Below are 15,200 nucleotides of genomic sequence, written 5' to 3' on the forward strand. Positions count from 1 at the left end.
CGATGAGCGTCGCCGATCTCGCCGAACTGACCGACACCCAGTTGGCGGAATTGACCACCACCCAGGTCAAGGGCCTGACCGAGGGCCAGATCGCCAGCCTGACCGGAGACCGGTTGAGCGCGCTGACCTCGACCGAATTAAGCGGTCTCACCTCCACCCAGGTCCAGTTGCTCTCGACCGAGCAGATCGCCGCGCTCACCACCACCCAGATCAAGGGCCTGACCAGTTCCGCGATCGCCGCCTTGTCCGACGAGCAGGTGGCGGCGCTGTCCACCACCCAGTTGGCCGCGCTGACCACCACCCAGATCAAGGGACTCACCGCGACCGAGATCGCCACGCTGACCAATGGGCAATTGTCCGCGCTGACCTCGACCCAGCTTGCCGTCCTCACCACCCTGGCGGCGGCAGCGCTGTCCGAGACCCAGGTGGCGGCACTCTCGACCGAGCAGGTCCAGGGACTGACCGCCGCCCAGATCGCCAAAATGTCGACCCAGGCCATTCTGGCCCTGAATACCACCCAGATCGGGGCGATGACCGTCACCCAGATCCGGGGGATGAACACCACCCAGATCGGCGAACTGACCCAGAGCGACCTGCTGGAACTGTCCACCACCCAACTGGCGGCGCTGACCGCGACCCAGATCAAGGGCCTGACCGCAGAGCAATTGGGCGGGCTGACCTCGACCCAATTGACCGTTCTGACCGCCACTCAAGTGGCGGCGCTCTCCACCACCCAGATCGGCCAATTGTCGGTGACCCAGATCGGTCAGCTTTCGACCACCCAGGTCAAGGGCCTGACCGCCACCCAGATTTCCGCATTGTCGGACGACCGTCTGGCGGCGCTCGTCACCACCCAGATCGCCGCACTGACCACCACCCAGGTCAAGGGGCTGACCACCACCCTGATCGCCCAATTGAGCACCGCCCAGGTCGCCGCCCTCACCACCACCCAGATCGCGGTGCTGACCGCCGCCCAAATCAAGGGGCTGACCACCACCCAGGTCGCCGCCCTGCCCCAGACCCAGTTGGCGGCGCTGACCTCGACCCAGCTTGCCGGGCTGACCAGTTCGGCGCTCAATGCCCTGACCGCGACCCAGGTCGCCACGCTCTCCACCACCCAGATCAAGGGACTCACCAGCACCGGGATCGCCGCCCTGACCGTCGAGGATCTGGCCGAACTGACGCTGACGCAATTGTCGGCTCTTTCGGTCACCCAGATCCGGGGGCTGAGCGAAGATCAGATTGGCTCCCTGACCGCGACGCAATGGGCCGCGCTGACCTCGACCGAATTAAGCGGGCTGACCGTCACCCAGATCGGGACGATCTCGACCACCCAGATCGCCCAATTGACCGCCACCCAGGCCAAGGGCCTGACCACCAGCCAGATCGCCGCTTTGTCGTCCGAGCAGGTGGCGGCGCTGTCCACCACCCAGTTGGCGGCGCTGACCGCCACCCAGATCAAGGGACTCACCAGCACCGGCATTGACGCGCTCTCCACCACCAAGATCGCGGCGCTGGCCGCGACCCAGGTCGCCGCTTTGTCCACCACCGCGATCGCGGCGCTGGACGCGAGCCAGATCGACGTTCTGACCTCGACTCAACTGGCCGGGCTGACCTCGACCCAGCTGGCGGCGCTATCGACGACGACGTTCAACGCGCTCGATTCCACCCAGGTCGCTACCTTGACCACCACCCAGATCAAGGGGCTGACCAGCACCACGCTGGCCGCGCTGACCGATACCGACCTTGCCGAATTGTCCACCACCCAGATCGCGGCGCTGTCGGCGACGGCGATCAAGGGTCTGAGCGAAGAGCAGATCGCCGGGTTGGACCAGACCCAGTTGGCGGCGATAAGTTCGACCGGGCTGGCCGCGCTCACCACCACTCAGGTCGGGTATCTCAGCACCACCCAGGTCAAGGGGCTGACCGCCACCCAGCTCAAGGGACTGTCCTCGACCCAGATCGGAGCGCTTAGCGTCACTCAGCTTCAGGCGATCACCCTTACCCAGTTGGCGGCCCTGACCACCACTCAGATCAAGGGGATCACCAGCACCGAAGCCGAAGCGCTGACCACGACCCAATTGTCCGCCCTCGCCAGCACCCAACTGGCGGCGTTGACCACGACGGCGGCAACGGGCCTGACCGCGACCGAAATCGCCGCGCTGTCCACCACCCAACTGGCCGGGCTGACCTCGGCCCAAATATCGGCCCTGACCGGAACCGCGTTCAGCGCGCTGTCGGCGACCCAGACCAAGTCATTGACCGTCACCCAGTTAAAGGGACTGACCAGCAGCGACATCGCCGATTTGACCGTGACCGATCTGGGCGAACTGAGCGATACCCAGTTCGCCGCGTTGACCGCGATCCAGATCCGGGGCTTGACCGAAGAGCAGATCGCCTCGCTGACGGCCACCGATTTCAGCCTGATCGCCTCGACCGTTCTGGCCGGGCTGACCACCACCCAGGTCGGCCTGCTCTCGGCCACCCAGATCAAGACCCTGACCACCACCCAGGTCAAGGGACTGAACGGAACCCAGGTCGCCGCCCTCGGCACCACCCAGCTTGCCGCCCTCGACAGCGCCCAACTGGCGGCGCTCTCCACCACCGCGATCGCCAATCTGACCGCCACCCAGGCCGAAGCGTTGGGCGCGACTGCGGCGGCGGCGCTGACCACCACCCAGATCGCCGCGCTCTCGACCACCGCCATCGCCGCACTCTCGACGTCTACTCTGTCGGCACTGACCACCAGTCAGATCGCGGCGCTGAAAGCGACCCAGGCGACGGCGCTCTCCTCCACCCAGATCGCCGCCCTGACCGAATCCCAGATCGCGGCGATCACCACCACCGACATCGGGGCCTTGACCTCGGACCAGAGTGCGGCGCTGGCCACCACCCAGATCGAGACCCTGAATGCGAGCCAGATCGCGGCGCTGTCCACCAGTGCGATCGCCGGATTGGACGATACCCAGATCGTCGCCCTCTCGACCGGGCAGATCGCGGCGCTGACCTCGACCCAGATCGCCGCTTTGTCCACCACCGCCATCGCCGCTCTGTCGGTCACCCAGATCGCCGCTTTGTCTGCCACCCAGATCAAGGGCCTCAGCAAGACCGACATCGCCGTCTTTAGCACCACCCAACTGACCGGCCTGACGACCACCCAGGTCAAATCCTTGAGTACCGCCGCGATCAGCGGTCTGGCCAGTACCCAGCTTGCCGCGCTGAAGGTGACCCAGATCGCCGCCCTGGCCACCACCGAGATCGCCGCCCTGGCCACCAGTGCGATTGCCGGGCTGTCCGCCACCCAGATCAACGCGTTGACCGCGACCCAATTGGCGGCGATGACCGCAACCCAACTGGGATCGTTCAGCCAGACCCAGATCGCCGCGATCTCGTCCAGCCAGTTGGCCGCAGTGAGTGCGACCAACATCGCCGGGATGAGTACCACGCAGGTCGCCGGGCTGACCGCGACCCAGATCGCTGCCCTGTCCACCACCCAGTTGAAGGGACTGACCAGCACCGCGATCGGAGCCCTGTCCGCGACCCAGGTGAGCGGACTGACCAGCACGCAGATTGCCGCGCTGTCCACCACCCAACTGAGCGGACTGACCAGCACCCAGGCCGCCGCCCTTTCGACCGGCCAGATCGCCGCGATCACCACCACCCAGATCGCCGCAATCTCCAGCACCGCGCTGGCCGGTCTGACCCTGACCGATCTGGCGGCGCTATCGACCAGTCAGATCGCCGCGCTGGGATCGACCCAGATGTCGGGGCTGCTCACCACCCAGATCAAGGCGCTGTCGGCCACCCAGATCGCCGCGATCTCGGCCAAGGGAATCGGCGGTCTGACCGATACCCAATTGGCCGCGCTCACCACCACCCAGGTGGCGGCGCTGTCCTCGACCCAGGTCGCCGCGATCGCGACCGCCGAAATCAACGGGCTGACCACCAGCGATATCGCGGTGCTGACCACCACCCAACTGAGCAGCCTGACGACGGCGCAATTGAGCGCCCTCAACGATACCTTGCTTGCGGCGCTGGCAACCTCCCAGATCGCTGCGCTGACCACCACCCAAATCAAGGGCATGTCGGCGACGGCAATCGGCGAATTGTCGAAGACCCAGATCGCCGCTTTGTCTGTCACCCAGTTGGCCGCTTTGTCGGCGACCGGGATCGGCGGCCTGACCTCGACCCAGGTCGCCGCGCTGACCTCGACCCAGGTCGCCTCCCTCGCCACCAGCCAGATCGCCGCCCTGACCGCCACCGCGATCGAGGGACTGACCACGACCGATCTGGCGGCGCTGACGACCCGTCAGGTCGCCGCGCTGTCGGCCGCCCAGACCGGCGCGCTGTCCAAGACCCAGATCGCCGGATTGAGCGCGACCCAGATCGCCGCGCTGTCCACCAGCGGCATCGCCGCACTCAGCGAGACTCAACTGGCCGCGTTGTCGGCCAGCCAGATTGCCGCACTCTCCACCAGCCAGATCGCCGCGCTGGGATCGACCGCGATCGAGGGATTGAGCACGACCCAGATCGCGGCACTCTCCACCACCCAGATCGCCAGCCTGGCCACCGCGACCATCGCCGCCCTGGCCGACACCCAAGTGGCGGCGCTGTCGGTGACCCAGTTGGGCACCCTCACCACCAGTCAGATCGCGGCAATCTCGACCGATGCGATTGGCGGCCTCTCCACCACCGAACTGCTCGGCCTGTCCACCACCCTGCTCGGCGCCCTGACCGCGACCCAGATCGGCGCGTTCAGCGAGACCCAGATTCAGGCCCTGTCGGTCACCCAGATCGCCGGATTGAGCGCGACTCAGATCGCCGGGTTGGCCTCGACCCAGATCGACGCGTTGACCGACACCCAGGTGGCGGCGCTGTCGGCGACCCAGATCGCCGCCTTGTCCGCCACCGCGTCCGACGGTCTGACCGTCACCGATCTCGCCAGCCTGAGCGTTACGCAGATCGCGGCGCTGTCCACCACCCTGCTCGGCAGTCTGGAAACCAGCCAGATCAAGGGGCTGACCGCGACCCAGATCGCCGCTTTGTCCACCACCCAATTGCGCGGTCTGACCTCGACCGAACTGGCCGCCTTTACCACGACCCAGATCGCCGCGCTGTCGTCCACCCAGATTGCCAGCCTGTCGGCCAACGAGATCGCCGGGCTGACCTCGACCCAGGTGGCGGCGCTGAGCCTGACCCAAGTGGCGGCGCTGACCACGACCGAGATTGCCGCGCTCTCGACCTCGGCGATTGCCGGATTGAGCACCAGCACCCTCGCCGCGCTCTCGACCAAGCAATTGGCGGCGCTGACCGCGAAGCAATTCGCCGAACTGAGCTCGACCCAGCTTTCCAGCCTGACCGAGACCCAGATCGCCCAGTTGAGCACCACCGAAATCAGCGGCCTGACCGAGACCCAGATCGCCCTTCTGACCACCACCCAGATCGCGGCGCTGTCCTCCACCCAGGTCGCGGCGCTGACCTCCACCGCCGTCGCCGGGCTGACCGCGACCCAGATCGGGGCGCTGACCACCACCCAGATCACCCAATTGACCGCGACCGAGATCGGGGCGCTGACGACGAAACAGCTGGCGGTGCTGTCGGCGACCCAGATCGAATCGCTCTCGACCACCCAGGTCAAAGGGCTGACCGCGACCCAGATCGGCGCACTTTCCAGCACCCAATTGGCGGCGTTATCGACCAAGCAATTGGCCGTGCTGACCACCGCTCAGATCAAGGGGCTGACCGAGACCGAGATCGCCAGCCTGCCGACCAGCTTGCTCGGCGCGCTCGCCACCACCCAGATCGCCGCGCTCACCACCACCGCTTTGTCGGGACTGACCCAGACCGGGCTGGATTCCCTCACCACCAAGCAACTGGCGGCGCTGACCGAGACCCAGATCGGCAGCCTGACCACCACCCGGATCGCCAGCCTGAACGCGACCCAGATCGGGGCGCTGTCCACCAGCGGGATCGAAGGGCTGACCAGCACCCAAATCGCCAGCCTCAGCGTGGATCAGATCGCCAGCCTGTCCACCAGCCAGATCGCCGCGTTCGCGACCTCGGCGATGAGGGGCTTGAGCGCCGACCAGATCGAAGCGCTGTCCACCACCCAGTTCGAGGCGTTGACCACGACCGAACTGGCGGCGCTGACCAGTACCCAGATCGGTCAATTGTCGGTGACCCGGATCGACGATTTGACCACGACCCAATTGCGCGGCCTGACCTCGACCGCAATCGGGGCGTTGAGCGCGACCCAATTGGCGGCGCTGTCGTCCACCGATCTGTCCAGCCTGACCGCGACCGGTCTTGCCGGGCTGACCGCGACCCAGGTCGCGGCGCTGCCGTCCACCCTGCTTGCGGCGCTCTCCACCACTCAAATCGCGGCGCTCTCCACCAGCGCGATCGGCGGGTTGTCGGCGACCCAGATCGGAACGCTCTCGACCAAGCAGATGACCGCGTTGACCACGGCGCAGATCGCGGCGCTGACCGCGACCCAGATCGGCGGGTTGTCGGCGACCGAGCTTGAGGTGCTGACCGCGACCCAGATCGGCGGCCTGACCGCGACCCAGGTCGCGACCTTGTCTTCGACCCAGATCGCCGCCTTGACCACCACCGCGATCGCCTCGCTGTCTTCCACCGGGGCCAGCGGGCTGAGTGCGACCCAGATCGCCGGTTTGTCCACCGCCCAGCTTGCCGCGCTGACCGCGACCGAGATCGGCGCGCTGTCCACCACCGCAATCGCCGGGCTGGGAACCGGCATCATCGCCGCTTTGTCCACCACGCAATTGCGCGCCTTGTCGGCCACCGGAATCGCGGCGCTGACGACGACCCAGATCGCCAGCCTGACCACCGACCAGATCGACGATCTGACCAACACCGAAATCGCCGGACTGACCGCGACCCAGGTCGCCAGCCTGTCGGCCGACCAGATCGCCGCCTTGACGACCACCGCTATCGCCGCTTTGTCCACCACCGGCATCGGCGGCCTGACCGCGACCCAGGTCGCGACGCTGACGACCAGCCAGATTCAGGCGATGACGGCGACGGAAATCGCCGCGCTCAGCGCCGCAGCGGTCGGCGGTCTGACCACCACCGCCTTTGCCGCCCTCAGCACCACCCAGTTCCGCAGCCTGTCGGCCAGCGGCATCGCCGGCCTGTCCACCGCCCAGATTGCCAGCCTCAGCACCACCCAGGTCGGACTGCTGACCACCACCGAATTGAACGGCCTGACCGCGACCCAGATCGGGGCGCTGACGTCCACCGCCTTTGCCACCCTGACCGCGACCCAGATCGGGTCCATCTCCTCGACCGCGATCTCGGGGCTGACCGAAACCCAGATCGAGCAGATGACGCTGACCCAATTGAGCGGTCTGACCACCAGCCAGATCGGGGAACTGACCGTCGATCAGATCGACGACATCACCACCACCAGCATCGCGGCGATGACCATTACCCAGCTTGGCGCGCTGGTGCGGATGCAGTTGCGCGCGCTCAGCGCCGACCAGATCGCCGCGCTCTCGACCAGCCAGATCGCCGCCTTGAGCGAAACCCAGGTATCCAGCCTGACCTCAACCGAGATTCAAAGCCTGTCGGCAACCCAGTTGCGGGCGCTGGTCTCGACCCAGATCGGGGCGCTGACCGTAACCCAACTGGCGGCGATGACCGAGACTCAGTTCGGGTCGCTGGCCTCGACCCAGATCAGCGGATTGACGACGACGACGATTGCGGCGCTCAGTTCGACGACGATCTCGTACCTGACCACCACCGAGATCGAGGCCCTGGACGCCGCGCAGATCGAAGCCTTTACCGCGACCCAATTGGCGTCGATGACCGCCGAACAGATCGCGGCCCTGACCGCCGCCACCTCCTGACCGGGGGTGGACGATCCTTCTGGAGTAAGACAGACCGATGACGAGTACCGTTCTGGCCCCAGCCCTTCTTCACTCGATGGCGCGGACGATGAGCCTCCTCGACCTCATTCGCAGCGCCGAGACCCTGAAGAACAGTTCCCAGACCGAGGCGGTCGAACCGCTTTACGCCAGTTGGATCCAGCACAATCAGGACGATCCGCTGTTCTATGCCGCCCTGTTCAATTACTCGGTCGTCCTCACCGATCTCGGCAAGTTAGAGGCGGGCCGGGCCGCGCTGGAGCGGGCCATCGCCCTCAACCCCGATTTCATGCCCGCTTATATCAATCTGGGGCGGATCTACGAACGCCAGGGCACCGTCGGTCTTTCGGTGGTGCAATGGTCGGTGGTCTTGAAGAAGCTGGAGCAGATCAACGGCAACGCGATCACCCACAAGATCACCGCGCTGAACCAGATCGCCCGCACCCTGGAGACCGCCAACCAGGATGACACCGCCGAGGACATGCTGCGGCAGAGCCTTGAGATCGACCCCCGCCAGCGCGAGGTGGCCCAGCACCTGCTGGCCCTGCGCCAGCGCCAAAGCAAATGGCCGATCGTCGATCCGTGGGACCGGGTCGAGCGCTCGGCCCTGATGACCGGACTGTCGCCGCTGTCGGCCGCCGCGCTGACCGACGATCCGATGCTGCATCTGGCCATCGCCGCCCATTACAACCGGCACGATATCGGCGATCCCGAGGGGGCACGGCTGGAATGGGACGCGGCCGAAGCGACCGACGGGCCGGTGCGGATCGGCTATCTGTCGTCAGACCTGCGCCAACATGCGGTCGGGCATCTGTTCGCCGAGGTGCCCGGACTGCACGACCGGAGCAAGGTCGAGGTGTTCCTTTATTATTGCGGCCCGCACAGCGACGACGAGATGCATTCCGCGTTCAAGAGTGCGGGCGATCACTGGTGTTCGCTGGGCGATCTCGACGACGAAAGCGCGGCGCGGCGGATCGCCGAGGACCGGATTCAGATCCTGATCGACGTCAACGGCTATACCCGCGAGGCCCGCCACAAGCTGGTCGCGCTCCGCCCCGCCCCGGTGATCGTCAATTGGCTGGGCTTTCCCGGCACGATGGCCAGCCCCTATCACCAGTACATCATCGCCGACGATTGGATCATCCCTGCGGATCAGGAGATCTATTACTCGGAAAAGGTGGTGCGGCTGCCCTGCTATCAGCCGACCAACCGCCTGCGGACGGTGTCGGAGCGGGTGCCGACCCGGGCCGAGGCCGGGCTTCCCGACGCGGCAACGGTGTTCTGCTGCTTCAACGGCACCCACAAGATCACCCGCTTCACCTTCGACCGCTGGATGCTGATCCTGGCTCAGGTTCCGGACAGCGTGCTGTGGCTGCTGAGCAGCACCGAACCGGCGCACGAGCGGTTGAAGGCCCATGCCGCCCTGCGCGGCATCGACCCCAACCGCCTGATCTTCGCCGACAAGCTGGCCAATCCCGACCATCTCGCCCGCTATCGGCTGGCCGATCTATTCCTCGACACCACCCCCTATGGTGCCCACACCACCGCTTCGGACGCGCTATGGATGGGGGTTCCGGTGCTGACCGTCAGCGGGCGCTCGTTCGCCTCGCGAGTCTGCGGCTCGCTGGTCCGCGCCGCCGGTCTGGCCGATCTGGTCTGCGAGACCGTCTCCGATTATGTCGAACGCGCCGTCGCACTAGGCCGCGACCGTACCCTGCTCGTGCCCTATCGCCAGCGGTTGGAGGCGGGACGCGACACCTGCACCCTGTTCGACGTGCCCCTGCTGGTGAACCGGCTGGAGCAGCTTTACGCCGAGATGTGGGCGGAACATCGGACCGGCACCCAGCCGGTCCCCGATCTTGCCAATCTCGACGTCTATCTGGAGGTGGGAACCCAGATCAACCACGACGAGCTTGAGGTTCAGACCGTCGAAAACTACCCGGAATGGTGGCGGTCTCTTCTGCTGCGCCGCCACCGCCGCCGCCCGATCGCCCCCGACCGGCGGCTGTTTCCCGCCGCGATCGCCGCCCCGGACCGGCCGCTCTGACCATGACGCGGCACACGCTTCTGGCTCTGGCCCTCGTCACCTTGCTGGCCGGGCTGGCGCTGATCCCGCTTCCGGCGCGAGGCGAGGAAGAAAGCGGCGGCAATCTGGCCGCCGAACGAGGCGTCCGGGTCGAACAGCCGACGGGTGACGGCGTTCATTTTTCGCAAGGATCGGGAACCTATCTTGGCGACGGGCTGATCCTGACCGCCGCCCACGTCGTCACCGTCAATCCCGCCAGCACCGCCGTCACCATCCTGCTCGACGGACAGCGGTTGGACGGCGAGGTGATCCGCGACGGCCGGGAAGACGGGCTCGACCTCGCTTTGATCCGGCTTGCCCCCGACAGCCTGCCGCCGCATCGCCGGACCCAGCCCCAGGTCCGGATCTGCAACGACAACCCGGCCCCCCGCCAACCGGTGCAGGTCGCCGCGCTGGGAACGGTGACTCCGTCCGCCACCATCGCCTCGCCGATCACCTCGGACGGGCAGACCGGGAACTGGACCGACATTCTCGCCACCGGTTTCCATGCCGGAGCGTCGGGAGGCGGCGTGTTCGATCCCAGCCGCGCCTGCCTGTGGGGGGTGCTGATCCAGGAATTGAGCGGCCGGGCGAAATCGTCGGGGCGGCGACTTGACCTGACGGTGTTCGTCCCCGCCAGCCGGATCGGCGCCTTCCTGCGAACCCCGGTGGCTTTCGCGGTGCCGGTGCATTAGGATTTCGCCTCTGTTGACGAGGTAGACAATGAGCGATGGATTGAAGTGTCCCGAGTGCAACTCGGAAAATGTTTACAACGACGGCACCCTTTGGGTTTGCCCGGACTGTGCCCATGAATGGAATCCGGAGGCTGGCGCAGGCGATTCCGCCGTCGAAGACGGGGTGATTCGCGACGCCAACGGCAACGTCCTCGCCGATGGCGATTCGGTGTCGGTGATCAAGGATCTGAAGGTCAAGGGCTCGTCCCTGGTCGTCAAGGGCGGCACCAAGGTCAAGGGCATCCGTCTGGTCGATGGAGCCGACGGGCACAACATCGCCTGTAAGATCGACGGGATCGGCGCGATGAATTTGAAGTCCGAATTCGTCAAGAAGGCCTAGGGTACGTTGACACTTCCCGCAGCCCGAAGGGACGCGGCGATGGGCTAAGTGTCACCGCACCCTAAGCCGTCCCCACGAAGGCGACCCCCGGACAGTAAGCTTTTGTTCGGGGGCGATCCTGGGCGTGGCCTCAGGCGCTTTTGCGGGAGCGGACCATGGCCTTGTAGGGCAGCACCTCGTCCTTGAGGTGATGATAAAGCCCGCCATCAATGATCCGATAGATTTCCAGGCAGGTCTGCTGGGCCTGCTTCGCGGTGCCGATCTTCGGCACCATCTTCTTGCACAGATCGACATAGGCCAGGATCAAGGTGCCGTGCTTGGCCTGATGCGCCTCGCCGCCGTCCCGCCCGTTCAGGAATTCGTCCTCGGCGGCAAAGGCCGCCTTCATCGCGATAAAAATAGCCCCGGTCCGTTCGGCCACCATCCGGCGGTCGAGAAACGGATCGTCCAGGGCGCGGAAGAAATCGGCCATTGCCTCAATCAGCGCCCGTCTTCCCCGGTCGATGGCCTCGATCCCCGTTTCCAGGGACATGTTCCAGCGAAACATGGCGTTTGTTACCCACCCTTTTGACGAGAGCCGATCCAGCCATTCGGCTCCGCCCCCGATTCATACTAAGGTGGGTACCCGAGGTCAAACCGTCTGAAGGTCTATTTACATCCTGCAAGTCATAGACGCATTCTCCCCTGGCACAGGGCGAAAGCGGGGTGCGCCGATGAACGCAAGAGGATATCGGATGATGATTTTGAACCGAGTGTGCGGGGTTCTCCTCGCCCTGACTCTCTGTCTGTCTCCGCTTTCGGGCGCGCGCGCCGAAGACGATATCAAGATCGGCGCGTTCCTGTCGCTGACCGGGGTGATGTCGCTGATGGGCGACCCGGAAAAGAAGGCGCTCGACATGCTGGTCGAAACCGTCAATGCCGAGGGCGGCGTGCTGGGGCGCAAGATCAGCCTGATCGTCTATGACGATGGCTCCGACCCGGAAAAGGCGGTTTCGTTCGTCCGCCGTCTGATCGACCACGATCAGGTCGATCTCGTCATCGGCGGATCGGGTACCCCCACCAGTCTGGCCGTGCTGAACCAGATCGAGCGCGAGCGGGTTCCCTATATCTCGATGGGTGGCGGCGGTGCGATCGTCGATCCGGTCCGCACATGGGTGTTCAAGGTGCCGCAGACCGACCGGATGGCGGCGGAAAAGGTGCTGGCCGATCTGAAGAAGCGCGGACTGACCAAGATTGCCCTGCTGTCGGAGAATGGCGGCTTTGGCAAATCGGGCCACGACCAGACCGTCGCCCGCGCCGCCAGCTATGGCATCGAGATTCTCGCCGACGAGACCTACTCGCCCAAGGATGCCGACGTCACCCCGCAACTGACCAAGATCCGCGCCACCCCCGGCCTTCAGGCCCTGTTCGTCTTTGGCACCGGCAACGGCCCGGCGGTGGTGACCAAGAACATCCGCCAGATCGGTCTGACCCTGCCGGTCTATCAGTCGCACGGCGTCGCCTCGCGCGATTTCCTCCGTCTCGTCGGCGGGGCCGCCGATGGAATGCGGCTGCCCGGCGGCGCGCTGTCGGCCCCGGAGCAATTGCCCGACTCCAACCCGCGCAAGGCGCTGCTGATCGGCTTCAAGACCGCGTATGAGGCCCGGACCCGCACCGACATCAACATGATGGCCGGGCACAGCTATGACGCCCTGATGCTGGCGGTCGGCGCGATCCGCCGCGCCGGAACCACCGACAAAGCGGCGGTCCGCGACGCGCTGGAGGCGACCGCCAACTTCCCCGGCACTGCCGGAATGGTCACCTTCTCGCCGACCGATCATCTCGGCCTCGGCCCCGATGCCTTCCACATGCTGGAAATCCGGAACGGCGCGTTCACCATCGTCGATTAACCGAGAGAGGCTATTCCTCTTCGTCCGCCGTCTCGGACCCGACTGGTTCGGACGGCGCGGGCGCAGGTACGACCGCCTTGCGCCGCCTGGGCTGGGGATGCCACGACCACGGCCGGTCGCCCTGGACCTCGGCGACGGTTTCGACCCGGACATGGGTGGGACTGAGCCACAGCGCATGGGCGCCCCGCCGCCACAGGTCGAAGCGGTCGATCACCAGCCCCGCCCCCCGACAGGTTCCCCGCAGCGGCACCGCGCTGACCACCAGCCCGGCCCCGGCGCAAGCCGCCTCGATCCCCGCTTCATCGCGGATCAGCGCCACCACCCGTCCCTCGGCCCGCCAGACGCAGCCGAAAGGATCGCAGCGCAGCCGCCCATCGCGCGAGGAACTCTGGCGCGGCCAGCGTTCCGGCGCTTCGGGTCCGGCGCGGCGGCTCCAGGTCTCCTTGAGGATGCGGCCGCCCTTGCCGTTCAGCAGCAAGGCCCCGTCGGCAGTCCGGACCGCCATCGCCGCGCCGCGCCCATCGACCAGCAGATCAGGCGGATCGGCCAGACCCATCGAGGCCAGCCCCAAAACCATCGGCACCAGCCCCCACCAGCGCCAGCGCCTGGTCCACAGGCACAACCAGCAGCCGCCCAGGGCAAAGACAACCAGTCCGGCCATCGGCAGGGTGGGCGTGGTGAAAGCGGCTCCGGGCCAGCTTGCCACCCACAGCGCGATCTGGTTGACCGCCTCGACCCCCCACCCCATCGGCACCAGCGCCCCCGCCTCCAGCCCGAACGGCAGCAGCAGGAACAGCACCAGCGCCCACGGCATCACCCAAAAGCCGGTCAGCGGCACCGCCAGCATGTTGGCCAGCACCGACCACACCGCGAACCGGTTGAAATGGTAGATGGCAAAGATCGCGGTGACACTTCCGGCGATCAGGGTGGTCAGCGCGATCCCGGCGGCATAAAGGCCGATCCCGGCCAGCGGACCGGGATGGGCCTCGCGCCATGCCGCCTGACGCGGAGCCTGGGTCTCGTACCAGGCGATCAGGGCGATTACCGCCGCGAACGACATCTGGAAGCTGGGGCCGATCAGCTCTTCCGGCTCGACCAGCAGCACCAGCGTCGCCGCCAGCGCCACCGGCCGCATCGACAGCGCGGTGCGGTCGAGCAGCACCGCCAGCAACACCAGGGCGATCATCAGGAACGAGCGTTGGGCGGGCACCGGCGACCCGGCCAACAGGGTGTAGCCCCAGGCGAACAGGATCGCCAGCGCCGCCGCCCATTTCTTGATCGGATAGCGCAGCGCCACCGGCGGGATCAGCGCCAGCAGCGCGCGCAGACCGACGAACACCAGCCCGGCGGCAAGGCTGATATGCAGCCCCGAAATCGACAGGATGTGAGCCAGCCCGGAATCGCGATAGGCCTGCATCATCGGAGCCGAAATCGGCATCTGATCGCCGGTGATCAACGCCGCCGCCACCGCGCCGCGATCGCCCGGCAGCACCGCGACGATCCGTTCGGTCAGGCGATGGCGCAGGGCGTTGACGGCAACGCCAAAGCCGCCGTCGAGGTTGGGTTCCGCAGCGGCGACGATCTCGGGCGGGCCGAGCGCGGTCCCGATCGCGCCCAGCCGCTTGAACCAGGAAAAGCGGGCGAAGTCGAATGCACCGGGCATCGACGGGTGCGGCGGCGGCATCAGCATCGCCCGCAGCCGCAGCCGGTCGCCGACGGTAAAGGGGGGAGAGCCGGGCTTCAACCGCAACCGTACCCGCTCCGGCACGACGATCGGTTCGTCCCGCTCCAGCCTCAGCCGGTCGAAGGTGACGCGGAGCGCCTCGCCGGGCAGGCGCTCGATTTCGACCACCCGCCCTTCCAGCATCAGCGCCCCGCTCGCCCGCTCGATCACCGGGGCGGCGACCAGGGCGGTGCGGAGCTCGGCCGCGAAAAAACCGGTCGCCAGCGCCAGCAGAGCCGCCGCCGCCGCGACCAGAGCCAATCGCCGCCGCGCCAAGGCCAGCACCAGGAATAGGGCCGTAGCCGCAAGTCCCAACCCGGAGAGCCACAATGGCGGTTCGACCGGGAGGGAGAAATAGCCGCCGATGCCAAGGCCCAAAAACACCGGTATCCACAACGGCCACCGCGTCCGCTCGGCCAGCATCCCCCTGCTGACCGCGGGGAGGATTGCACGGAACGCGGACGTGTCTTCAGCCATTGTTTCCAACACCGGGCTGTCAGGGCCTCGAGAATATGGTAAACAAGAGGGCTCTGTCTCTCGCGGCAAAGGATGCCGAACCC

Annotated in this window: 7 protein-coding genes; 5 read left to right on the forward strand and 2 right to left on the reverse strand. The window is 66.5% G+C overall.

The genetic code is table 11. The features are described 5' to 3' along the window. Positions 1-2: 2 nt before the first annotated feature. From BLW40_RS10825 to BLW40_RS10840, 4 genes are read left to right on the forward strand one after another with little or no spacing between them, the layout of a single operon-like run. Positions 3-7,871, forward strand: a complete 7,869-nt coding sequence (locus tag BLW40_RS10825) for a hypothetical protein (RefSeq protein WP_425283714.1) — start codon at positions 3-5, stop codon at positions 7,869-7,871. 37 nt (positions 7,872-7,908) lie between these two features. Continuing rightward, positions 7,909-9,936, forward strand: coding sequence for an O-linked N-acetylglucosamine transferase, SPINDLY family protein (locus BLW40_RS10830; RefSeq protein WP_074768441.1), 2,028 nt, complete (start codon positions 7,909-7,911; stop codon positions 9,934-9,936). 2 nt (positions 9,937-9,938) lie between these two features. Further along, the gene (locus BLW40_RS10835; RefSeq protein WP_074768442.1) at positions 9,939-10,649 is read left to right on the forward strand and encodes a S1 family peptidase; all 711 of its coding nucleotides are present in this window, start codon (positions 9,939-9,941) and stop codon (positions 10,647-10,649) included. A 28-nt stretch (positions 10,650-10,677) separates the two neighbouring features. Next, a complete protein-coding gene (locus BLW40_RS10840; RefSeq protein ID WP_074768444.1) occupies positions 10,678-11,028 on the forward strand; it encodes a zinc ribbon domain-containing protein YjdM in 351 nt (116 codons plus the stop codon). A gap of 130 nt (positions 11,029-11,158) precedes the next feature. On the opposite strand, the gene BLW40_RS10845 is transcribed toward BLW40_RS10840, so the two are convergent. Further along, on the reverse strand, positions 11,159-11,560 hold the full coding sequence (locus BLW40_RS10845; protein WP_244511140.1) for a hypothetical protein: 402 nt from the start codon (positions 11,558-11,560) through the stop codon (positions 11,159-11,161). A gap of 205 nt (positions 11,561-11,765) precedes the next feature. Between BLW40_RS10845 and BLW40_RS10850 the strand changes: the two genes are divergently transcribed. Next, positions 11,766-12,917, forward strand: coding sequence for an ABC transporter substrate-binding protein (locus tag BLW40_RS10850; RefSeq protein ID WP_074768567.1), 1,152 nt, complete (start codon positions 11,766-11,768; stop codon positions 12,915-12,917). Positions 12,918-12,927: 10 nt separating this feature from the next. Here BLW40_RS10850 and BLW40_RS10855 read toward each other — a convergent pair whose 3' ends face one another. Further along, complete coding sequence (locus BLW40_RS10855; RefSeq protein ID WP_074768447.1) at positions 12,928-15,117, reverse strand: ComEC/Rec2 family competence protein; 2,190 nt, start codon at positions 15,115-15,117, stop codon at positions 12,928-12,930. Between the last annotated feature and the right edge of the window lie 83 nt (positions 15,118-15,200).

It is taken from the genome of Magnetospirillum fulvum, assembly GCF_900108475.1.
In the GTDB taxonomy this organism is placed as follows: domain Bacteria; phylum Pseudomonadota; class Alphaproteobacteria; order Rhodospirillales; family Magnetospirillaceae; genus Phaeospirillum; species Phaeospirillum fulvum_A.